At 42.1% G+C, this 23418-nt stretch carries 20 protein-coding genes; 6 read left to right on the plus strand and 14 right to left on the minus strand.

Annotation, left to right across the window (positions count from 1 at the left end):
• Positions 1-21 precede the first annotated feature (21 nt).
• The 4 genes from DWV68_RS09690 to DWV68_RS09705 form a co-directional block, all read right to left on the minus strand.
• Positions 22-861, minus strand: coding sequence for an Rpn family recombination-promoting nuclease/putative transposase (locus DWV68_RS09690; RefSeq protein WP_117947495.1), 840 nt, complete (start codon positions 859-861; stop codon positions 22-24).
• 282 nt (positions 862-1143) lie between these two features.
• On the minus strand, positions 1144-1920 hold the full coding sequence (locus DWV68_RS09695) for a TatD family hydrolase (protein ID WP_118057539.1): 777 nt from the start codon (positions 1918-1920) through the stop codon (positions 1144-1146).
• A gap of 18 nt (positions 1921-1938) precedes the next feature.
• Positions 1939-2556 (minus strand): response regulator transcription factor, encoded by a 618-nt coding sequence (locus DWV68_RS09700; protein WP_117947493.1) that lies wholly within the window; start codon positions 2554-2556, stop codon positions 1939-1941.
• Positions 2553-3674 carry a sensor histidine kinase gene (locus DWV68_RS09705; RefSeq protein WP_117947492.1) on the minus strand — a complete coding sequence of 374 codons (1122 nt, stop codon included), beginning with the start codon at positions 3672-3674 and terminating at the stop codon, positions 2553-2555. The genes DWV68_RS09700 and DWV68_RS09705 overlap by 4 nt, the downstream gene beginning before the upstream one ends.
• 170 nt (positions 3675-3844) lie before the next feature.
• On the opposite strand from DWV68_RS09705, the gene DWV68_RS09710 reads away from it, so the two are divergent.
• From DWV68_RS09710 to DWV68_RS09730, 5 genes are all read left to right on the plus strand, one after another.
• A complete protein-coding gene (locus DWV68_RS09710; protein ID WP_118057538.1) occupies positions 3845-4756 on the plus strand; it encodes an ABC transporter ATP-binding protein in 912 nt (303 codons plus the stop codon).
• A 3-nt stretch (positions 4757-4759) separates the two neighbouring features.
• Positions 4760-5650: an ABC transporter permease gene (locus tag DWV68_RS09715; protein ID WP_118057537.1), complete on the plus strand. Its 891-nt coding sequence runs from the start codon at positions 4760-4762 to the stop codon at positions 5648-5650.
• 455 nt (positions 5651-6105) lie between these two features.
• Positions 6106-7047, plus strand: coding sequence for an ABC transporter ATP-binding protein (locus DWV68_RS09720; RefSeq protein ID WP_118057536.1), 942 nt, complete (start codon positions 6106-6108; stop codon positions 7045-7047).
• A 12-nt stretch (positions 7048-7059) separates the two neighbouring features.
• The gene (locus tag DWV68_RS09725; protein ID WP_117842131.1) at positions 7060-8229 is read left to right on the plus strand and encodes an ABC transporter permease; all 1170 of its coding nucleotides are present in this window, start codon (positions 7060-7062) and stop codon (positions 8227-8229) included.
• Positions 8216-9391: an ABC transporter permease gene (locus tag DWV68_RS09730; RefSeq protein ID WP_118057535.1), complete on the plus strand. Its 1176-nt coding sequence runs from the start codon at positions 8216-8218 to the stop codon at positions 9389-9391. Before DWV68_RS09725 ends, DWV68_RS09730 begins: the two co-directional genes overlap by 14 nt.
• Positions 9392-9519: 128 nt before the next feature.
• Here DWV68_RS09730 and metG read toward each other — a convergent pair whose 3' ends face one another.
• The 5 genes from metG to DWV68_RS09755 form a co-directional block, all read right to left on the minus strand.
• On the minus strand, positions 9520-11520 hold the full coding sequence (gene metG / locus DWV68_RS09735) for a methionine--tRNA ligase (protein WP_118057534.1): 2001 nt from the start codon (positions 11518-11520) through the stop codon (positions 9520-9522).
• Positions 11521-12183: 663 nt separating this feature from the next.
• Entirely contained in the window at positions 12184-12366 is a 183-nt protein-coding gene (locus DWV68_RS09740) for a hypothetical protein (protein WP_227701260.1), read from the minus strand.
• Positions 12367-12471: 105 nt separating this feature from the next.
• Positions 12472-14175, minus strand: a complete 1704-nt coding sequence (locus DWV68_RS09745) for a methyl-accepting chemotaxis protein (RefSeq protein ID WP_118665657.1) — start codon at positions 14173-14175, stop codon at positions 12472-12474.
• 10 nt (positions 14176-14185) lie between these two features.
• Positions 14186-15388, minus strand: a complete 1203-nt coding sequence (locus DWV68_RS09750; RefSeq protein ID WP_118665659.1) for a BMP family ABC transporter substrate-binding protein — start codon at positions 15386-15388, stop codon at positions 14186-14188.
• Positions 15389-15514: 126 nt separating this feature from the next.
• Positions 15515-15880 carry a zinc ribbon domain-containing protein gene (locus DWV68_RS09755; RefSeq protein ID WP_118088358.1) on the minus strand — a complete coding sequence of 122 codons (366 nt, stop codon included), beginning with the start codon at positions 15878-15880 and terminating at the stop codon, positions 15515-15517.
• A 529-nt stretch (positions 15881-16409) separates the two neighbouring features.
• Here DWV68_RS09755 and DWV68_RS09765 point away from each other — a divergent pair.
• Entirely contained in the window at positions 16410-17651 is a 1242-nt protein-coding gene (locus tag DWV68_RS09765) for a hypothetical protein (RefSeq protein WP_118665663.1), read from the plus strand.
• A gap of 110 nt (positions 17652-17761) precedes the next feature.
• Here the strand turns inward: DWV68_RS09765 and DWV68_RS09770 are convergent, their stop codons facing one another.
• The 5 genes from DWV68_RS09770 to DWV68_RS09790 form a co-directional block, all read right to left on the minus strand.
• Complete coding sequence (locus DWV68_RS09770; protein WP_118665665.1) at positions 17762-18730, minus strand: calcium/sodium antiporter; 969 nt, start codon at positions 18728-18730, stop codon at positions 17762-17764.
• Positions 18731-18748: 18 nt separating this feature from the next.
• Positions 18749-19333 carry a manganese efflux pump MntP gene (locus DWV68_RS09775; protein WP_118088362.1) on the minus strand — a complete coding sequence of 195 codons (585 nt, stop codon included), beginning with the start codon at positions 19331-19333 and terminating at the stop codon, positions 18749-18751.
• Positions 19334-19551: 218 nt separating this feature from the next.
• The gene (locus DWV68_RS09780) at positions 19552-20874 is read right to left on the minus strand and encodes a sensor histidine kinase (protein ID WP_118665667.1); all 1323 of its coding nucleotides are present in this window, start codon (positions 20872-20874) and stop codon (positions 19552-19554) included.
• 8 nt (positions 20875-20882) lie between these two features.
• Positions 20883-21557, minus strand: a complete 675-nt coding sequence (locus tag DWV68_RS09785; protein WP_118665669.1) for a response regulator transcription factor — start codon at positions 21555-21557, stop codon at positions 20883-20885.
• 21 nt (positions 21558-21578) lie between these two features.
• Positions 21579-23351 (minus strand): Na/Pi cotransporter family protein, encoded by a 1773-nt coding sequence (locus tag DWV68_RS09790; RefSeq protein ID WP_118665671.1) that lies wholly within the window; start codon positions 23349-23351, stop codon positions 21579-21581.
• Positions 23352-23418: the final 67 nt, after the last annotated feature.

Here is a 23418-nt window from a genome sequence, read left to right on the forward strand (position 1 = left end):
GTGCTGCCCCTTTTTATTTACTTATTGCTGATATTTTTCCAATATAAGTTTCGCCTGCTCTTCATCTATCTGCAGTTCTTCCTGCAATAATGACAGAATTTCCGTATCTTCTTTTCCTAGTTTACGGCTGAGTTTTATAATGCCTTCTTCCAGTCCAGCTTTTCTTCCTTCTTCTTCGCCCTGTCTTCGAATCCTCTCTTCTCTCTCAAAACTCTTCATATATGCAAGACCTACCTCTCCATCCCGCTTGACTGCTGTTACCATCCGGTGTAACTTTTTCAGACTCTCGGTGGAAGCATTCTCTATGGATGAATGCTCCATGTAATGTAGTAGCTGTTTTAATTCCTCCGGCGGGTTTCCTTCCCTTCCTCTTGTATACAGGAATATGGTCTGTGCGCCATCCTCATACTCTAATTCCGGCACTTCGATACAACCATTCTTGATTGTATACACCATACGATTCAGTCCAAAGGGGTCATAAGTTGTAATAAAAATTACGATGACATTCCGAAGACTCCCATATGTATCACCTGCATTCAGATTGCTTGCATCAATCTTCGCATGGTAAAACCGGACTCTCCGTGGTAATGATATGATTTCTTCTTTTCCACCATTCTGGTCTGGTTCTATATCAAAGATTTCTCCGTTCTCCTCATCCAGATATACATCCAGCCGAATGCCGTGGGTTTCCAAATTTTCTCCGCAGAAGAAACGCTGCGGCACTACCGTAAGCTTTCCTATCTGCCGGTGTAGAATACACTCCAAAATATACCTCGCCGACTGTTCCCCATAAATTTTGTGACTGGTCAGGCTATTTACCAGAAAGTCATCCACCAGATTCAGCTCTTCTAAAGTTTTCATATTTCCTCCTTTTCCCATAATGCAAGGAAAAGCAGGATTACATATCCTGTTCCGATTCTGAAATTCCGCTTATTCAATGCACTATGCGTTCGTAAATTGTAATTAGAATTTAAAAGCATAGAATTCATTGAATTGATACTAGAAATTTAGATTGGCTTTTTCCACTCGAAAATCAGAATATATGCTTTGTGTTGATTGTAACAAATGCATATTTATAATACAAGTAAAATATTTATTGACAGTAAAATATTTATAAAATCCGATTCCCTTCTGACAGGAAGGCTACTTCACTTTTCCAAATAATTTTCTGGCATTTTCCCAGGTAACTGTTTCCACTTCTTCCGGTGTTGTTCCGGTCAGTTCGGCAATGGTTTTTACTACATAAATAAGATTCCTTGAATCGTTCCGGGTGCCACGATGCGGTTCCGGTGCCATATAGGGACAGTCAGTTTCCAATACAATGTGAGGCAGTCCGATTTCTGCCACGGTCTCCTTTAACTTCTTTGCATTTTTGAAGGTAACTACACCGCCGACACCAATATAATATCCCATTTTCACATATTCTTTCGCCATTTCCCTGGAATAAGAATAACAATGAATGACACCCGGAATGTCATCCTTATGGGCCTGCTGCATAATTTTCATGGTATCCTCTGCGGCATCTCTGGAATGAATGATAACCGGAAGACTCATTTCTTTTGCCAGTGCAAGCTGGCGGCAGAATATTTCCCGCTGTGCCTGCTGCACTGTTGGCTCCTTATCCCAATAATAATCAAGCCCGATTTCTCCGATGGCAACGGTTTTCTCCCAGGAAGCCTTTCCCTTTATCCATGCTAAATTTTCTTCCGTTGCATCTTCGATATTGCTTGGATGAATTCCGATTGCTGCATAAATATAATCGTATTTCTCTGCCAGTGCTACGCTATCCACGCAGCCGGCAAAGTCTGCGCCTACGTTAATTACCCGCTTTATGTTCTGCTCCGGAAGAGAAGAAACAAGCTGTTCTCTGTCCTCTTTGAATTTCTCATCATCATAATGTGCATGTGTCTCAAAAATCATAAAAATCCTCTTTCTATTTTACAAATGCTGGTAATAAAATACCGCCAGCTGCGTCCGGTCTCTTAGGGACAGCTTTTCTAATATGCTGCTGATATAGTTGCGGACAGTTCCTTCACTTAAGAATAATGCTTCCGCGATTTCCTTGTTGCTGCATCCAAGTGCCACCTGGTGAATGATTTCCTGCTCTTTTTCACTGATATCATAGCTGGCATAGTCAAAGCTTTCCTTATTCTGCATCAGAACCGGAAGCTTATTCACAATTTCCCCACCAAAAACGCTCTGTCCGCTCATGACTGCATTTAACGATGGAACAATTGCTGCAAAATCCTGCTTCAGGCAATAGCCTTTCGCACCGATTCGTAACGCCTCCACAATATATTCATCATCGGAAAATGTGGTCAGAAACAGCACCCTTGCCGTCTTGTCTTCTGCAAGAATCTGCTCTGCCGCATCCAGACCATTCATTGGCTTCATCTGGATATCCATTAATAAAATGTCCGGCTGAAGCTCTTCATATAATTTTACCGCTTCACTTCCATCGGTGCCTGTTCCAACTACCTCCACTCCCTTGGCGCAGAGAATGGTCTGCAGGGAAAATACCACATCTTCGTCATCATCTATTATCAGGACTCTCATACTGCCTCCTCTTTCTTTCGAATTGATATAAATATTTTAAAACCTTTTTCGCAGTTTACATGAATGCTTCCGCCCAGCGACTCCACACGTTCCCGCATATTCGAAAGTCCCATGCCTCCGGCTGCACTCTTAAGGTCATCCTTTTCTTCCCGCATCTGCTCCGTTGCCTTTTTCTGCTTTTCCTCATCCGTACCATTGTCCTCGATGGTCATCTGATACAGTGCCGGATGTTCCCTGAGAACAATCTCAATCCGGTCACCGTTGCTGTATTTGACAATATTTGACATTGCTTCTTTTACGGCTGCGATAAAACAATATTTGACTTTTCGTGGAACATTCTGTGACATATCGTATTCTAAATCCAGATGATAATGCTGCTTCATTTCCCGGGTTGCCTCTAATAATGCCTGCTTTAAATCCACGGAATCATCATGCAGATCATGCACACTTTCCCGGATATTATTCATGGCAAGATTTAAGGTATCATTTACCTTTAAAAGCTGACCATGCAGCGGCTCTTCCTCATATACGGTGCTCAGTGCTCCCATCTGAAGGATTGCCCGGGAGAGCATATGCCCCACATTATCATGGATTTCCCTTGCAATCCGGTTCCGCTCCTTTAGCGTTGCCATATAGATTTCCGTATCCTGTTCCTCTAAAAGCTTGCGGTTCTTCTCCCGCATCACAAGGCTTAACTCTGTGCTGGTATCCCGGAGTCGTATCAGATTCCGCTTCAACTCCGTTGCCTGCCTGGTGCAATGAGCCAACAGCACCGCCACTAATGATAAGAACAGCCAGATGGCTGTCATCCACGGTTGGTACACCGGCAGTGCATAAAAGAATAAAACTGCAAATCCCATGCCCCACCACAGACTGAACCAGAAGCTGTCAAAAAATACCAGCGGCAGCAAAAAAGTAAAGCCCGGCTCGATTAGACACAGTACTGCCATTGCTATCAGCAATGCACCAATGACTTTCCGGTTTTCAATATAAAGAGTCAACGCTGCCACAATCAGACCAATGATGAAGATTACAACTCTGCGGTAGTCTCCCTCTAAATGGAAAATAAGGCAGCTGCACATGGCAAAAAGAAGTAACTTATCCAGTATTCTTAACATTCTTCTTCCCCTTCCTTAGGGTTCTACTGCATTTACTGTATCATTTTTCCTAAGATATGACAAATGTCATTTTATTTCCTGACAGAATGCACTTACCAGTCCTCCGCTCACTCTACTATACTACATTTATAAAACCGCTATTATTTATCTCTATCTACAGGAGGCATAACATGGATGCAATACAGATTTCACACTTGAAAAAATATTATTCCGATATAAAAGCAGTAGATGATATTTCTTTTTCTGTTAAAAAAGGAGATTTATTTGGACTGCTCGGTGTAAATGGTGCCGGAAAATCCACTACGATTCATATTCTTTGCACGTTACTTAAAGCAACTGCAGGAACTGTCAAAATATGTGATTACGATGCTTTTAAAGAAGCCAATGCCATCCGCAATAAAATTGGAGTTGTTTTTCAGAATAATACTTTAGATGATTATCTGACAGTAAAAGAAAATCTTTTGATGAGAGGCTTTCTATATGAAAAAGATTTAAAGACGGTTCAAAAAAATCTCTATGAGATTGCCGAAATTCTTAACATTCAAAATTTATTATCACGACCTTTTCGTAAATTATCCGGTGGTCAGAAACGACGCTGCGAAATTGCCCGGGCACTCATGAATACTCCTGAAATATTATTTCTAGATGAGCCTTCTACCGGGCTTGACCCGCAGACCAGAAAACTTATGTGGGACTGTCTGGAAAGTCTCCGGTTAAAGCGCCATATGACAATTTTTCTCACCACACACTATATGGAAGAAGCCTCTATGGCACAACAACTTTGCATTATGGATGCCGGAAAAATCATTGCTTCCGGCTCTCCATCCCAGTTAAAAAATAAATATGCTTCCGATACTTTAAAAATCTATACTGACAAAATTACACCATTGAACCGGGAATTGGCTGCTCTTTCACTGGCTTCTTACCGCCTCCCTAACGGAATTGCAATTCCCCTATCTACTACCAAAGATGCTTTGCATATCATGCCCCAGATAACCACTCCCTATGATGGCATTGAAATTATTCAAGGCAGTATGGATGATGCTTTTATTCAAATAACAGGAAAAAAACTGGAGGATTAACCTATGATACTAATTTCATTTATAAAACGTAATATCTTACTTTATTTCCGAGACCGAATCAGTGTATTCTTTTCTCTTCTTTCTACTCTTATTGTGTTAACCCTTATGATTGCATTTCTCGGACAGGGAAATATTGATTCCACAATTCAGGTTCTTGGAACCGGTCTGAAATACGAAGCTGTTCATGCATCTTCGCTCATCATTATCTGGACCATTGCCGGTATCCTGGTTGTCAATGCCGTAAGCATTTCCATGACTCTGGTGGGAACCATGGTAAGAGATGAGGAATCCGGTAAGATATCTGCATTTTTTGTTGCACCCGTAAAACGTGGATACTATGTTGCAGGTTATGTCATTGCTGCAATTATTGTCTCCTTTATCATGTGCCTGCTCACATTGATAATCGGAATCATCTATCTTGGTATTGCTAATGGCTCCTTTATAACTGCCCATGATACTTTAGAAATTCTCTTTGCACTTCTTGCAATTATTTTTTCCTCTGCTTCCTTTGTCTTTTTATGCGCTTCTTTTATTCATACCAATAGTGCATTCAATGGTCTGACCACGCTTTTGGGTACTCTGATTGGATTTTTTGCTGCAATTTATGTTCCATACGGCAATATGCCCCAGACTCTTAAATATATCATCCGCTTTCTTCCAGCCTTTCAGGGGGCTTCCGCCATTCGTGAAATCTGGATGAATCAGGAATTGCAATGGTTTCATTGCCCCTCCGAAATAAAGACCGGATATGCGGATTATATGGGACTTACCATTTCTTTTAGAAATGCCACTCTTTCCCCTCATATGAAAATACTATATATGTTTATCTCAGGTCTTATCTTCCTTGGTCTTGCAACGGCTATTCTTTCAAGGAAAAGACAACAGGAACGTTAAGATATGACAAATGTCATTTTATTTCCTGACAGAATGCACTTACCTTCTGCAGCTCTTTTCCCTATACTTAAGTTATAGGCGATTGCGAGAAGAGAAAATTTCATAAAGAAGCTGGCTTGCCAATGTCTGGCAAAAGCGCTGGAGCGTTCATCGGAATACGGATACCTTATGAGGCTTGTTAGGGGCACTTGGAATTTCGCCCAATATCCGGCAACGCCGGTACAGGGATGTACCGGCGAGGCGCATATGAACATGGATGCGAATTTGCGCCGGTTGCCGAAAAAACTACTCATGTTTCGAAATTCTTAGTGCCCCTTTTCAAGCATCATGCAGTATCCAGTTTCGACGAACACTCCAGTGCTTTTGATGTAACACAGCAAAACAGTTTTTATAAATTTCTTTTCTTCTCTCGCAATCGCCTGCACAACCAATCAACCTAAAAAAGGAGGAAACCTATGAGTACCCCAGTTGTAAAAATAGAAAACCTGGTGAAACGCTACAAAGAGCTTGTAGCATTAGACCACTTTAACTTAGAGATTGAAGAAGGTGAGATTTTCGGTCTGCTCGGTCCAAACGGTTCCGGCAAGACTACGACCATCAACTGCCTTCTTTCCCTGCTTTCCTATGACAAAGGAAACATTGAAGTATTTGGGAAAAAGATGAACCCGGATAGTTATGACCTGAAGCGGCAAATCGGCGTTGTTATGCAGAACGTTGCCGTAGTGGATGAACTGACGGTATATGAAAACATTGATTATTTCTGTGGGCTTTATGTAAAAGATAAAGCACTCCGGAAACAGTATGTAGAGGAAGCCATTGCTTTTGTAGGCTTAGATGATTTCCGTAAATTCTTTCCAAAGAAGTTATCCGGCGGACTTTTAAGGCGGTTAAATATTGCCTGCGGCATTGCCCATAAACCAAAGCTGATTATCATGGATGAGCCGACCGTTGCCGTTGACCCGCAGAGCCGGAATAAGATTCTTGAGGGAATCGTGGAGCTGAACCGGAACGGTGCCACCATCATTTACACTTCCCATTACATGGAAGAGGTGGAGCAGATTTGTTCCCGGATTGCCATTATGGACAAAGGAAAAAATCTTGCCATCGGCACGAAGGATGAATTAAAGCAGATGATTAAGAAGAGTGAAAGTATTTCCATTGATATCTTAGACCTGCCGGATACAGCAATCGATGAAATCCGTGCTTTAAAACATGTTTATGAAGTGACTTACGAAAATCACATGCTGACTGTTTTATGCAGCGGTGGAAGCCACAATCTCATTCATGTGCTGGATTATCTGCAGCAGCATGAGATTACCTTCGGAAAAGTGTATTCCGAGCTTCCGACCTTAAATGATGTATTCTTAGAGATTACCGGCAAAGAATTAAGAGACTAGGAGGAGAAAGATATGCTTCAAATCATGAAATATCATTTCCGGATTCTCCTTAGAAATAGGGAGCAGATGTTCTGGATACTGCTTTTTCCGATTCTGCTTGGCATTATGTTCAAGGTAGCATTTTCCAATATCAGCAGTTCCGAAATACAAAAGCCGGTTTCCATTGCTGTTGTAGAAGAAAATAATTCGGATGCATTAAAAAATATCAAGACCTTTTTAGAAAAAACGGAATTAAAAGATGGCGTTGCCCTCTTTGTTCCAACCTACTGCACAGAAGAAAAAGCCGTTTCCCTGTTAAAGGACCAGACGGTGGATGGCATTTTGTATACAGACAATTCTGCATCGGATACAGTCACACTTTCCCTTACGGTTTCTTCTTCTAGCTCTGATACCGTCCGCATGAATCAGAGTATTTTGCAGGCATTTGTAAAGCAGTACAATTCCTCGGTTTCTGCCATTGCGGATACTGCAAAAAATCACCCGGAGAACTTAGAAGCACTGCTTCAAAGTCTCTCTGAGCAGGTTACTTATACCAAAGAAGTTTCTTTAAACAAACATAATACCGATACTTATACACAGTACTTTTACAATCTGATAGCTATGGCATGCCTCTTTACCAGCCTTTCCGGACTGTATGTTTCCCTCAATAACCAGGGAAATCTCTCCGCCATTGGTGCAAGACGCAATGTCTCTCCGGTTCATAAAATGAAGGTCATTATAGCAGAGCTTTTTTCCAATGTGATATTCCAGTTTATCTGTAATCTGGTTTCCTTTGCATTTATTGTACTGGTGCTTAAGATTGATTTAACCTACCATCTCCCACTGGCAATCCTGACGGTATTTGTCGGCTGTCTGACCGGAACTACCATGGGCTTTTTCGTAGGTTCCATCGGAGCCTTTTCCGAGGGAACAAAACAGGGAATTCTTGTCTCCGGCAGTCTGCTGCTTTGCTTCTTAAGCGGGCTTATGGTTGGAAATATGTGGATCATTGTCGAGAATACCTGCCCGGTTATCAACCGGATTTCACCGGCTGCCCTGATTTCCCGTGCCTTCTATACACTGGGCATTCAGGATAACCTAAACCAGTATTACCAATGTATTCTGACACTGGTTGGCATTTCCGCTCTCTTCTGTTTGGGTGGATTCTTACTGACAAGGAGGAAAAGATATGCAAGTATTTAAAACTTTTCTGAAAATTGCAAAGAAGAAATTTCCTTCGGTGCTTTTATACTATATTATTTTTACCGTTGTTGTAATTGCCATGAGTAAAATCGGAGCATCCGACCATGAAACTTCTTTTACTGCCACAAAGGCAGACATTTATATTATTGACGAGGATAACAGCACTGCAAGCCACGCTTTAAGTGATTATCTTTCCTCCATGCACAATCCGGTCACTTTAAAGGATACGGATACTATGACCTTACAGGATGCCCTTTATTATCAAAAGGTTGACTATATTTTAACCATCCCGGAAGGTTTTGAAGAACAGCTTACTGATTCTGATGCCAGAGATTTCCTTCCGGTTTCCATGCGAAAGGACAACTCCAATGGCTATTTTGTAGACCAGCAGGTAACTGAGTATCTTTCCAGTGTCCGCTTATTTATGGCTGGTGGCTTCTCTCTTTCCGAAGCAGTAACAAAATCCAGTGAATCACTTTCCAAAGGAAACGATACTACGGTTCTTAAGCTTGAAGAAAAGGAAACGGATGGTGCACAGATTGGACTTACCTATTTCTTCCAGTATCTTCCTTATGTACTCATTAATATGCTGTTACTTGGTATGACTCCTATTCTGATGACCTTTAACCAGAAAGATTTAGGTGCAAGGATTTCCTGCTCCTCTCTTTCCTTAAAGTCCAGAAATGCGCAGATTACTTTAGGATGTATCGTATTCAGTCTCTTTGTATGGCTGCTCTTTATCCTGACTGCACTTTTTATCTACGGACCAGACACTCTGTTCTCGATAAACGGACTCCACTCTCTTTTAAACAGTGCCATGGTTCTGCTGTTTTCCATAGCACTTACGCTCCTTGTAAGTACTTTTGCACTCAAACAGCAGTCCCTCAGTATGATTGCAAATGTTGCCTCCCTGGGATTGAGTTTCCTCTCCGGAATCTTCGTTCCGCAATACCTTTTGGGAAAAGGTGTTCTTGCTGTGGCGCATTTTCTTCCAACCTACTGGTATATCCGCCTCAATTCCATGCTGGGCGGTATATCGGATGAAATACTTACCACTGCGAAATACTGGCGCTTTATCGGTATCCAGTTTGGCTTCTTCGTCGCAATATTCTGTATTTATCTGGTTTCCAGCAAATACCAGAAACGCAGCCGCAACGCATAATTATCTACAGTAGCTTTGGCAACAGAAAGCCCCGGAAGAACTAATTTACAATGTTCTTCCGGGGCTTCTTTCTATAGCTATTCCCTTATATGCTCTTTCTTTATGCAGCTAATCTGAAAATCTTATAATTAGCAGATTTCTGCTCCTGCCGGCATATCCTTTTCCGGTGTCAGAAGTGCTAATTCTCCATTTTCATCCTCCGCGCAAAGTAACATTCCTTCAGATAATACACCTGCAAGTTTTGCCGGTTTTAAGTTTACTAATACCATAACTTTCTTGCCGACCATTTCTTCCGGTGTGTACTGTTTGCGGATACCGGATACAATCTGTTTTACCTGGCTTCCGATTCTTACCTGTGAACACAGTAATTTCTTGGATTTCTCTACTGCCTTACACTCGATGATTTCACCAACCTGGAACTGCATTTTCATAAAATCATCATAAGTGATTTCTTCCTTTGGCTCAATGTCGATGACAGCGGCATCTGCTTTTGCTTCTGTCTCAACTTCTTTGCCTAATGCTTTCTGCTCTGCTTCGAATTCTGCTTTCTGGGCAGCGCGGATTGCTTCTACCTTCGGCATTACTTCCTTCGGGTCTAATCTTGCGAAGAGAATCTCCGGTTTCTCCGTTACTTTATTATCATTTGGATAAAGTCCAAACTGATTCAGCTCATCAAATCCACGCAGTCCTGTATTAAGCTGCGCTGCGATTTTCTCTGCGGTCTCCGGCAGAAAGCTTGCTAAAAGGCTTGCGCCGATAGTGATGGACTCGGTCAGATTGTAAAGCACTTCGCTTAAGCGGTCTTTCTTTGCTTCATCCTTTGCCAGTACCCAAGGGGCTGTTTCATCAATATATTTGTTGCAGCGGCGGAATACATTAAATACTTCTGTAATGGCATCTGCCACACGAAGTCCGGACATCTTATCTGCAATCTTATCTCTTGCGCCGGTTACGACTGCCTTCAAGTCATTATCTACTTCTTCTGTGACTCCGGTGCTCTTTACGACACCGTCAAAATATTTATTGCTCATGGAAATGGTACGGCTTACCAGGTTTCCAAGGATGTTGGCAAGGTCGGAATTGAAACGCTCTACAACCAGCTCCCAGGTAATGATTCCATCATTTTCAAATGGCATCTCATGCAATACGAAATAACGGGTTGCATCTACACCAAAGAGGTCTACCATATCATCAGCATAGATTACATTTCCCTTGGATTTGCTCATTTTCTCGCCACCCTGTAAGAGCCATGGATGTCCAAATACCTGCTTTGGCAGTGGCAGGTCTAATGCCATTAAGAAAATCGGCCAGTAAATGGTATGGAAACGGATGATATCTTTTCCTATTAAGTGTAAATCTGCCGGCCAGTTCTTCTTGAATAAATCGGAAGAATTGCCATCTGCATCATAGCCAATCTTGGTAATGTAGTTGGTCAGTGCATCCAGCCATACATATACTACATGCTTTGGATCAAAGTCTACCGGAATTCCCCAGGAAAATGAGGTTCTGGATACACATAAATCCTGAAGTCCCGGAAGCAGGAAGTTATTCATCATCTCATTCTTACGGGATACCGGCTGGATAAACTCCGGATGCTCATTGATATATTCGATTAACCGGTCCGCATATTTGCTCATTTTAAAGAAATATGCTTCTTCTTTTGCCGGCTGTACTTCACGACCACAGTCCGGACATTTTCCATCTACCAGCTGGGATTCTGTCCAGAAAGACTCACATGGAGTACAATAAAGTCCCTCATAGGAACCCTTATAAATATCACCTTTATCATAAAGTTTCTTAAAAATCTTCTTAACCTGTGTCTCATGGTCTTCATCGGTAGTACGCACGAAATTATCATAAGAAGTATTCATCAAATCCCAGATTCTCTTTACTTCTCCGGCAACTTCGTCTACGAACTGCTTCGGTGTAATTCCTTTTTCCTCTGCCTTTAATTCAATCTTCTGTCCATGTTCATCGGTACCGGTCTGGAAATATACATCATAGCCTTCCAGTCTCTTGTATCTTGCGATTGCGTCTGCCAGTACAATCTCATAAGTGTTTCCAATGTGCGGTTTACCTGATGTGTAGGCAATCGCGGTGGTCATGTAAAACTTTCCTTTGCTGCTCATCTTCATTCTCCTTTTTATACTTTTGGTGCTCCTCAAGCGTTCCTGCGAGCCGCTTCGCTACTCGCGACCTGAGAAACTTCGTTTCACAGGTTTTCGCGGTATTTCTCAAGCGTTCCTGCGAGCTGCTTCGCTACTCGCGACCTGAGAAACTTCGTTTCACAGGTTTTCGCGGTGCTCCTCAAATGCTCGTGCAAGCACGGCATTTTCATCGCTACTCGCGAAAAAAAATCCCGTCTTCTAATGAAAGAAGACGGGTGTTATCCGTGTTACCACTTCTATTTTACACATACCTTACAATATGTGCCTCATGAAGTATCCTGCAATACTTCCCGCTATAACAGGCGGTCCTGTCGAAGCTTTGTCTCTTAAGATTCAGCCCCGCCACTCCAAAGCCATCTTCCATCTATCGCCCTTGATTCCATCTCAGCTAAACCCTGCGGTTTATTGGAACTCTCTGTACAATTCCGATAAATGTACTCTCTTCTTCCTTGCGTTTATCATCTAGGTGTAAAACTAACACAATTTATTTGAAAAGTCAACCTTTGCAACCGGACCATCCGATATCCTTAAGCTTCACAAATTGCCTTTATCATCTGGTAAATCTCATCTTTATTTTTCTGCAATACTAATTCAAGTTCAGAATAGAGAAGATTTTCTGCCAGATTAAAATAACGTCCATCTACTGTAGTTGTTTTCTTTCCCTGCTCCTGGCGCGTCTTTTTCCTCTGATAGATTAGCTTTATAATACAATTTGTTGGAATCTGCTACAAAATCCGGATTTACAATGTCCTTTATTTTGCATACTCCATTTGTTGATTTTACAATATATGCTCCAATTGGATACATTTTCTCACCTCTGACACCGCATATTTTCGCTTTTTATGATAAACTTTTCAGTCTGCGATTTCAAAGGCACTTTTTCACAATTTTAGAATTGCTATGGTTGTATATTTATTCCACATGGAAATACTGTACGCTTCCTGCCAGCTGGTCAGCAATCTCACGAAGCTGCTCTGCGCTCATGTATACCTGCTTAAAGGTATCTACAACCTCTTCCGTATCTTCGTAAGTCTTTTTCGTTCCGGATACACTGTCCTGCGCTATATTAGAAAGAGTCTCAACTGCCTGCAGAACCTCATTTCTCACATTCGCAAGATGCTCTGTGGTCTCTTTAATCTGCTGGATACTCTGCATGGAATTGGCTATCTGTGCCACAACCTCTTCCACCACCTTCTGGGTATCCTGCATGCTCTCACTCTGGCTCATAATGATTTCCTGCATTTTCTGCATAATCTCAACAGCTTTCTGGGAATCCTCGCTCAGCATCATGGCTGTTTCTTCAATTTCGTTGCTGGACTGATTGGACTGCTCAGATAATTTCTTAATCTGTTCTGCAACTACGGCAAATCCTTTTCCGTTCTCTCCTGCTCTGGCTGCCTCTATGGATGCATTCAGACTAAGTAAATCTGTCTCTTCTGCAATCGATGCGATAAATGCGGTTGCTTTGTAAATCTGCTGGACAGAATCGTTGGTACGGTTGGTCTGCTCCTGTACTTCTCCGATAATCTGCTCTACTTCGCCATTGATGCGCTGAAGATTTGCCAGTGTCTCCGCTGCTTTTTCACTGGATTCATGCATAAATGCCGCATTGCTGTTTAATGCCTCCACCTCAGCAGAAGTCTCTGTTATATTATCTCCCATCAGCCGCATATGTTCTGAGGTACTCTTTGAATTCTCTGCCTGCTCCGTAGAATTTTCTACAATACGGTTTACGGCTGTGCGCACCTTATTCATGGTTCCATTGGTATTATCGGCCGCTGTTCCAAGCAGAGAAGATGCCTCTAACAACTTCTGCACATTCTGATTGATTTCAAGTGTTGTCCGCTGCATCGCATCACGCAGGGTAATCGTAACTCTGGAAAGGTCTCCGATTTCATCCTTACTCTTAAGCAGCTTATTATTCACCTGTACATTCAAATCGCCTGCTGCAATCTTCTCCACCGTTTTAATACTGGTTCTGATATTCCTGCTGATCGTGCTTGCCAGCTTCGTGCTGACAATCAGGCAGACCAGCATAATTGCCACCACCGCTGCCACAATCGATCCTAAAAGCCGCATTACAACAGCATCTTTATCCTGCTTATTGGTTCCTACGAATACCATTCCCACAATATCTGTATCGGAGCCATTCTGATATACCGGCATAAAATAACCATAATTTAAAGTTCCTTCTATAGATACTGCCTGACTGAAATATTCTTCTCCACCATTTAATACTTTTTCTACAATGACATCTCCTGCTTTGGATTTTAAGATACGATTTCCATTCTCATCCGTTGCTGAAGTCATGATTCGTTTATCTCCATAGAAAAAAGTTACATCCATTCCGGTATTATCTTTAATCCGGTCTACCAGATTCTCTGATTTGGAAATATTGTAACTTCCCTTCCAGATGTCCCCATTGCTGGTCTCAAGATAATCTCCGGTATTCTGGTCATATGCTGCCAACGTTGCGGCAGCGGTTCCCTTTAATGCATCCTTTATCTCATCCATCATGGAATTCTTTACCATGGTTACGGTAAATAGTATGGTGATAATTCCTAATATCAATACCGGTCCAATTGTAATTGCCAGAATTTTTTTCTTTAGATTCATTTGCTTCCCCCTACTCTACCACTTCAACTGTCTTAAAATACCAGTCTATTCCTCCGGTAATTGTCGCATCATCTAATGTTTTTCCTTCTTTTCCTACGGTTTCTCCGGTATTGGTCTCAATTACACCATCAAACACGCCATTTTCCCCGGAAAGAATTGCTGCCTTTGCCTCCTCAACTTTCTCCTCAGTTCCATCTGCACAGAAATCAGCAAGCGACGTAAGTCCTACCAGGTTCTCATTCATTCCGCCATAATAATTGCTGCCATCCCATGTTCCGTCGATAACACTCTGCACTGCTGATGTATAATAGGCACTCCAGTTCCAGATAACACTGCAAAGACAAGCCTCCGGTGCATTTTTACTCATATCAGAATTATAACCGATACTATAAACACCTTTTTCCTGTGCCAATGTCTGCGGATATTCTGTATCACAATGCTGTGCAATGACATCACAGCCCATGTTAAGAAGCGTCTCTGCTGCCGCCTTCTCTCCGTCAGGGTCAAACCAGCTGTTTGTAACTTTTACATAGACTTTCGCGTCCTGGTTTACAGAATATATTCCCAGTGCAAATGCATCTATTCCACCAGTTACCTCTGAATTTGAAGAATCCATCGCTGCCACATAACCGATTTTATCGGACTTGGTATTCATGCCCGCTACGATTCCGCTCAAGTAACGTGCCTGATAAATTCTTCCAAAATAATTATTAAAATTCTTTCCGTTGCTCATATATCCGGTTCCATGTGAAAAATAAATATCCGGATATTCTTCTGCCATCTCTGCGGTGGTCTCCATATACCCCCAGCTTGTGGCGAAAATAATATTACAGCCTTCGTCAATGCATTCCTGTATTGCTGCTCTGGTTGCATCTGCATCAGTATCCGAAATATTAATTTTACGCACAATCTGGTCATCGGAAAGATTTAAGTTCTGCTGCATTCCCTGAATACCAAGATCATGGGTATATGTATAACCACTTCCCTCTGCCGGATCGGATAGATGAATGACACCTACCTTAATCTCATCCTTCGGTATCCCCCCGGTATCACCCGATGTGTTATCCGCCACTGCTTCCGTGCCTTCTTCTACGCTGTCACTGCCTTCATTGGTAGCATAATCGTCTAACTGCGTGCTTTTCCCGCACCCGGAAAAAACCAAGCTGGCTACCAGTAATAAAGCACCGGTCAGCTTTATCATTCGTTTCTTCATAAATTGCTGCACCTCCCTATACCTTTCTCTTCCCTATTGGTATACCATTTATTATATCTTATGTTTTTTCATAAAACAACCTACCCATTTGTCTTATTTTTCTAAAACAAATGGGTAGGTTGTCCACTAATCTTCAAAGATATTCAGTTTTGCTCCACATTTTCCACAGAACTCTGTGTCCTCCGGCACAGTAGCGCCACACTGCGGGCACTGACGCGCTCCTTTAATCTTTAATACTTCCTCTTTCATATGGTCAATTGCTGCAAATGCCTCTGCAATTGCCTGCATCTGCTGTCCATATGCACCATCTGCTTCTTCCTTGTGGTCTTCATAATAAAGCTTTCCAATCTGTACATACTGCTTTTCAATAAAATCCTCTTTTGCCTTGATGTCAAAGTTTAACTTTGCAGTTCCGGATAAATCCTTTGCCTTCTGTGTGACATCCTTTCCTGCAGTTACCAGTTTCTCTCCCATGCGGTCAAAAAAATCCATTGTGTATCCTCCTGTTCTTACTATATTCCCCTGCGCGTCCGCACTTTACCTGATTATATACCTCTTGATATTGCTTTTCAATTGGGCGAATCTTAAAAAAGAATAAAGTTTTGGTCAAACGGATGTCTGCACCGTTTACCGGGTCCGGACGCGATAAAAGGGCGGCAAGGGGCACTTGGAATGCCAAATGTCCGTGTTGTTCAGCAAAGTGCGGATGCATGATAAGAGCAGCTAGGGGCACTTGGAATTTCGGATAGTGCCAGGCAACGCCGGCACAGGGACGTGCCGGTGAGGCGCAGATGAACATGGATGTGAATTTACGCCGGTTGCCAGTCAATCTCATATCCCTTCGAAATTCTTAGTGCCCCTTGCCGCCCTTATGTCGCATTCGGACTCACTGAACAGCACGGACATTACGCTTCTTTCACCCCCTAACGCTTTCCCCGGAAAACTTCATTCTTTTTTAAAGATTTTTCCAGATAAAATGTGCTATACTCTAGGTACGAATGCGAACCACAAGGAGATATCTATGAAGCAAAGATTTATTGCCCTGATTTGTATTGCCACCCTGGTCTTTTGCGGATGTGGTGGGAAGAAACAGTCTTCTGTACAGACGGATTCCGGCAGTGAACAGCCGGACGCTACAGAAGAGTCAACAGAACAGTCCCGGAATGACCCGGTAACAATAACATTTAATTCCAAAACAGAGACTTATCATGCCGATGATTTATCTACTGTTTTATTATATACCTCCTATCAGAAACCAACGGTGACCATAGACGGTCATCCGAAGATTTCCAAAACCATTACACAATCTTTAAACGAAGAACTGGATGCTTTCCAAGATGCCCGATTAGAAAGTCTGCTTTCCGCAAGAATTTCTTTTGCTGAGTCACCGGATTCCTTTTCCGCCTATCACTTAGATGAGGATTTTTCCTGTACCAGACAGGACAGCCGGATTATCTCTTTTGAGAGTACCAGAAAAGAATTTACCAGTGAGGAGACCCACAGTGCTGCTTATGGTGGGTTTAATTATGATCTGGAAAATGGCAAAACACTTTCTCTTTCTGATATTGCTACAGATTCCAATGCCCTGATAAACAGTGCACTTTCTTTTATTAACCAGCAGCTTTTGTTACCGAACTACGGCAAAATCAGCCAGCTTGCCAAACATGACGGCTCCGATGTATCTTCGAACCTTTTGGAACATGTACTGATGGATGGCAACTGGTATTTTACCAAAGCAGGAATTACTTTTATTGCAAATGACGGTGTTATTACTCCATCCTATTCCGAAACACTGTTATTTTCTGTGCCTTACCAGCAGCTCAATGCACTTAGACCGGAATATCATTACACGGGCAATTTCCAGTTAAATGCTCTTATGGGCTCTGCCGTATCTGCAGATATGGATGGAAACGGAGAAATGGATGCCGTCTACTACGACACTACTTACAACGAAGAAACGGGAATGCTTTCTTCTACCCTGACGGTAGATGGAACCGATTATTCTGAAATGCTTTATAATGGCGACTTTACACTGTCCCGCAGTGCTGCCTCCGATATAACAAATGAATATTATCTCATTGACCTTGATACAACAGATGAATATATCGAGCTTGCCATCCCGGATGATGGATTAAGAACAACCTATTTCTTCCGCTATGCCGGCTTTCATCTGGAATACTTAGGTTCCATTCCGGACCTGATAGACAGCTCCACCTTCCAGCTTAACAATGTACTTTCCCAGTTAGAAGAATCGGAAAATTAGTCAGCATCCTGCAGAATCTGCCACCGGCAGCTTCTTACAGATATTTTTGCTGCGCGCATAACACAATAAGAAGCCCACAATAACGGGCTTCTTATTTCTTATCAAATATATTATCTCATACAGATATAGACCATATATCCCGCATAGGAAAGCAGCATAATTGCTCCTTCAATGCGGTTTATTTTCTGCCTGCTCCAGGCAAACAGCAGTACCATTATGCTCATTGCAATTAAGATTACAATATCAATCACATTTTCCATGATAAAGGCGACCGGACTTATGGCTGCGGCAATACCAAGAACAAAAAGGATATTGAAAATATTAGAACCAATGACATTTCCCAAAGCCATATCTACTTCATTTTTACGGGCTGCCACAATAGAGGTTACCAGCTCCGGTAATGACGTTCCCATTGCTACTATCGTAAGCCCGATTAAATTCTGGCTCAACCCGAATGCTGCTGCAATAGCAGACGCACTGTCTACTACCATGTCGCCACCAAATGCAATGGCTGCTGCTCCACCTACAATGTATACAAGACAGAGCCATACCGGGATTGGCTTTGCGCGTTCAATCTCATCTGCTTCTTCAGAAGCATCTGTTGTAATTCCTGCTGTTCTTGCCTTTAATGCAGAATGCACCATCCAGAACATGAAGAGAGCAAAGAAAATCAATAAAATCACACCATCTATTCTGCCAACGCTCATTCCAATGTAACCCAGCACTAAAAGCAGGGCTGCCATAAGCACAGAAAACGGAAATTCCTGCTTTAAGGTCTTTTTTCCTACTGCAAGTGGTGTAATTACGGCACAGAAACCACAAACCACCATCAGGTTAAAGATATTTGAGCCAACTACATTACTGACTGCCAGGGCATTGTTTCCGGAAATAGCTGCTGCCACACTGACGGCACATTCCGGCAGGGATGTTCCCATTGCCACTATCGTAAGTCCGATAATCAACGATGGCACCTTTAATTTCTTTGCAATTCCCGAGCTTCCTTCTACAAAGAAATCTGCTCCTTTAATTAACAGTACAAAACCAACTACCAGTAATACATATGTCCAGATTGTTGTCATATTATATTCCTCCTTCTTTTAAAATGCCAAAATTCCAAGATGCTCCAGCAAAATCTTAAGTCCGATTAAGATAAGAATTATACCGCCAGCCAATTCCGCCTTCTTCTTATATCTGTTTCCAAAGAAGTTTCCTACATACACACCAATGACAGAAATCACAAAGGTCGTAATTCCGATGATGGAAATTGCCTCAACGATTGGCACCTGCAGAAATGCAAATGTGATTCCAACGGCAAGGGCATCGATGCTGGTTGCGATTGCCAGAATAAACATCTCTTTGAAATCCAGTGGCGGGTCCATTTTCCCGACTTCTACTGCTTCATCCTTTTCCCGGATTGCTTCCACTACCATTTTTCCACCGATAAATCCTAACAGGATAAATGCAATCCAGTGGTCAATGCTTGTAATATACTGTTCAAACTGGCTTCCCAGTACCCAGCCAATAAATGGCATCAGTGCCTGGAATCCTCCGAAGAATAAGCCAATTACAAGACATTGCTTTTTGTTTACCTTCCGCATGGAAAGTCCCTTACAAATAGACACTGCAAAAGCATCCATCGAAAGACCTGCTCCCATCAGTAAGAGTGTAAAGAACATTACCATAAACACAAATTCCTCCGATAGTATATTTAAAATGAGACTGCATGTATGCAGTTATCCTGTGCTGCATACATGAGTCTCATTCATTAAGATTTGCCAGGCCTTCATCAGACCGAGGTTGTTGACAAATCACGTATTCACGCGAACTACTCCCTCACGGATTGTTATTCAAATATACGCTAAATGATAATTTATGTCAATTCTTTCCATTCTTGTTCTTCCTAAAATACAATTTCTATGGTGGTTCCCTCATCCAGCTCACTGTCCAAGTGAAGGGCAGCATTATGCTGTGCCACAATATGCTTTACAATGGCAAGTCCAAGTCCTGTTCCGCCGGTGGATTTCGAACGGCTCTTATCTACCCGGTAAAACCGCTCAAATACACGTTCCTGGCATTCCTTTGGAATTCCGATTCCGGTATCCGCTACACTTAAGAACGGACGCTCATCCTTTGTTCCTACCGTTACTGTAACACTTCCGCCTGGCTTATTATAGCGGATGGCATTGCTGCAAAGATTATAAAAGACTTCATCCATCAGTCCCTTGTTTGCCATGGCCATGGTGCTTTCTCCCTGCAACGTCAGCCTGATTCCCTGCTTCTCTGCTGTCACCTGCATCATCTGCACACAGTTCTCTGCCAGTTTATAAAGGTCGATTCTTTCCATTTCCATCTGGTGGTCTGCTTCATCCAGTTCTGAAAGCTTTATAATATCATTAATCAGGCTTAACAGCCGGTTGGCATTGGAATGTATCTCATTAGAGAAACGGATGGTATCCTCTTTACCGGTCATTCCGTTTCCGATTAACTCCGCATAACCGGAAATTGCCGTCAGCGGTGTCTTTAATTCATGGGATACGTTCGCGGTAAATTCCTGGCGAAGCTGCGCATTATTGATAATATTGACGTGCTGCTCCTTAATAGTATTCACAAAAGGCCGGATTTCTTCATATACATTATTTTCATCCACCAGCATAATATTCGTTGCCAGCTTCTCGATAGGCTCTACCAGCTTCTTCGTCAGATAATGGGAAATTCCCATACAGACAAAGAGAATGCCAAGTGCAATTACCAGTACAATCACTAAAGTATTTACCATAATACGGTTTACACTGACGGAATCCCTTCCGATTCGAAGCACATTTCCATTCTGTAAACGCTCCGCATAGTAAAAAGTATGGGTTCCGGAAGTGGCCGAGTAACGGACGGCTTCGCCTTCACCTTTTTCCCTTGCTTCAATAATTTCCGGGCGTTCATTATGATTGTCCATCTCGTCTTTATTTAACAGACTTTCATATAATACTTCCCCATCTGTTCCAATCAATGTGATTCGAAGGTCATCATCGATGGGATTATACGGGTCTTTTTCTATTTCCACTGCAAGGTCATCTATATTCAAAAGCTCTATCACATGGGCGTAGGCTTTCAAATCTCCAAATACCTGCTCTTTTAAAATATTATAATACACCAACATAGCAGACAGCGCTGTGACCACAATGGCAAGCGCTGCTATCATAATAAATCGTATATTTATTTTTTTCTTCATGAATGCTCCTATGGCTCCATCACATAGCCCACATTGCGGATGGTTTTAATCTGTTGTCCGCCATCGCCAAGCTTGTGCCGGAGCGTCTTTATGTGCATATCTACAGTACGGCTTTCTCCTTCGTATTCAAATCCCCAGACCTGATTCATCAGCTTGTCACGGGATAATACAATGCCCTGGTTTATCATAAGGTATTTTAATAGTTCAAATTCTTTAAAAGTAAGCTCACAGGTTTCTCCCTGAACGGTTACGCTGTGACGCTTATTATCAATCTCTATGCTTCCACAGGCTAATGTATCACCATCATCTTCCTTTTCGGTGCGGCGGAGTAATGCTTTCACTCTGGAGATCAGCTCCATAACGCCAAAAGGCTTACTGATATAATCATCTGCACCCATATCCAGTCCACGGACTTTGTCAATCTCTGTGGTCTTTGCCGTTACCATAATCACAGGAGTCTTTTCTGTTGCTGGATTTTTCCGGACACGGCTTAAAATTTCCAGCCCATCCTCTCCCGGCAGCATAATATCTAACAGCATCAGGGATGGTGCCTGCTCTGACACTCTCTGGAAGAAATCTTTTCCGTTATCAAATTCCTCTACTTCAAATCCACTGTTTTTTAGTGCATAACGTTCGATTTCCCGTATGTTTATATCATCTTCTACGATATAAATAAGTGCCATTGCATTTCCCTCCCGGCTTTTTTATTTTTCCGGCAAAGCGTATTTTTCTGTATATTCTTTTATCTGCTCTGCAAATTTTCTATTGTCTTCTTCATCCATATGTGCCGTCAGGTCATGCTCTTCTACATCTTTATCCTGTTCCTGGATCAGGCAGACTGCAATGTTGGAACAATGGTCTGATACACGTTCATAGTTGGTAACGATATCTGCCAGCACCAGTCCTAACTCGATAGAACATTTTCCTTTCCGGAGACGTTTGATATGCCGTTTCTTAATTGCTTTATTTAATTCATCAATAACCTGCTCTAATGGTTCTACGGTCTTAGCCAGCTCTTCATCATCGGCAGTGTATGCAGTCATGGTACGGCAGAGAATGTCTTCTACTGCTTTTCCAAATACATGCATTTCTTCCTCTGCTTTCTTAGAGAAAACCAGCTCCTTCTTTTTCATCTCGATATTGGAATCTACGATATTCGCTGCATGGTCCGAAATACGTTCAAAATCTGTAATACAATGTAACAGCGTAGATACATTCTGGCTGTCTGCATAGGTCAAATTCTGACTGCTTAACTTGGTCAGATAAGCACGCAGCTTGTCTTCGTATTTATCTACGAGATTTTCCTTTGCGATAATGTCATCTGCTACTTCCTGTGTATAATTCTCCAAAAGTCCGATTGCTTCTAAGAAGGAATCCTTGGAAAGGTTTGCCATCTCAATGGACATGCTGTGGCACTGCTCAATGGCAAAGGATGGTGTTGCAAGGAAACGGTCGTCTAATAACGGGAACTCCTGTACCTCTTTCTTGCTCTTTTCCTCTTCGGTAATCGGAAGTGTCAGATATGCCAGCTTCTCCAGTCCTTTTGTAAATGGGAATAAAACTACAGTTGCAAATATATTAAAGATACTGTGAATCAGTGCAATTCCTGCTACACCAACTGTATCATTTGCAAACGGAAAATGAATAACTGCATTCAAAATACTATATAATGTCAGAAACAATACGGTACCAATAATATTAAAATACAGATGCACAAAAGCAGTTCGCTTTGCATTCCGGTTTGCTCCAACAGAAGAAATCATAGCTGTAACACAGGTTCCGATATTCTGTCCTAAAATAATTGGAATAACTGAGCCATAAGTAAATGCTCCTGTTACAGACAGTGCCTGCAGTATACCTACAGATGCGGACGAGCTCTGAATCACCGCTGTCAGAAGTGCTCCTACCAGAATTCCTAAAATTGGATTATGGAACATAGTCAGTATATTGGTAAATTCAGGAACATCAGCCAACGGTTTTACTGCTCCGCTCATACTTTCCATTCCGGTCATCAATACTGCAAAGCCTAATAAAATCTCCCCTACATCAGCTTTCTTGCTTTTCTTTCCGGTCATCATTAAAACAATACCTATCATCGCAAGAACCGGTGTAAAAGAAGATGGTTTCAAGAGATTAATCCATACATTTCCACTATCTATTCCGGTCAGACTTAAGAGCCAGGATGTTACCGTTGTACCGATATTGGCACCCATGATAATACCAATTGCCTGGGAAAGTTTCATAATTCCGGAATTTACAAAACCAACTACCATTACGGTAGTTGCTGAAGATGACTGAATAACAGCAGTTACTCCGGCTCCTAATAATACACCTTTCAGCGGATTGGAAGTTAATTTCTCCAGTATCCGTTCTAACTTGCCTCCTGATACTTTCTCCAGCCCGGCTCCCATAACATCCATTCCATACAGGAACAGGGCCAATCCTCCAATCAGTGTCAGTATTCCAAAAATGTCCATTTTGTCCTCCTTATGCATGGTAATATGCATAGACTTTTCAATTTTTTACATATTTTTCGTCTTACAT

Origin of the sequence: Roseburia sp. AF12-17LB (assembly GCF_003479605.1) — a bacterium.
In the GTDB taxonomy this organism is placed as follows: domain Bacteria; phylum Bacillota; class Clostridia; order Lachnospirales; family Lachnospiraceae; genus Roseburia_C; species Roseburia_C amylophila.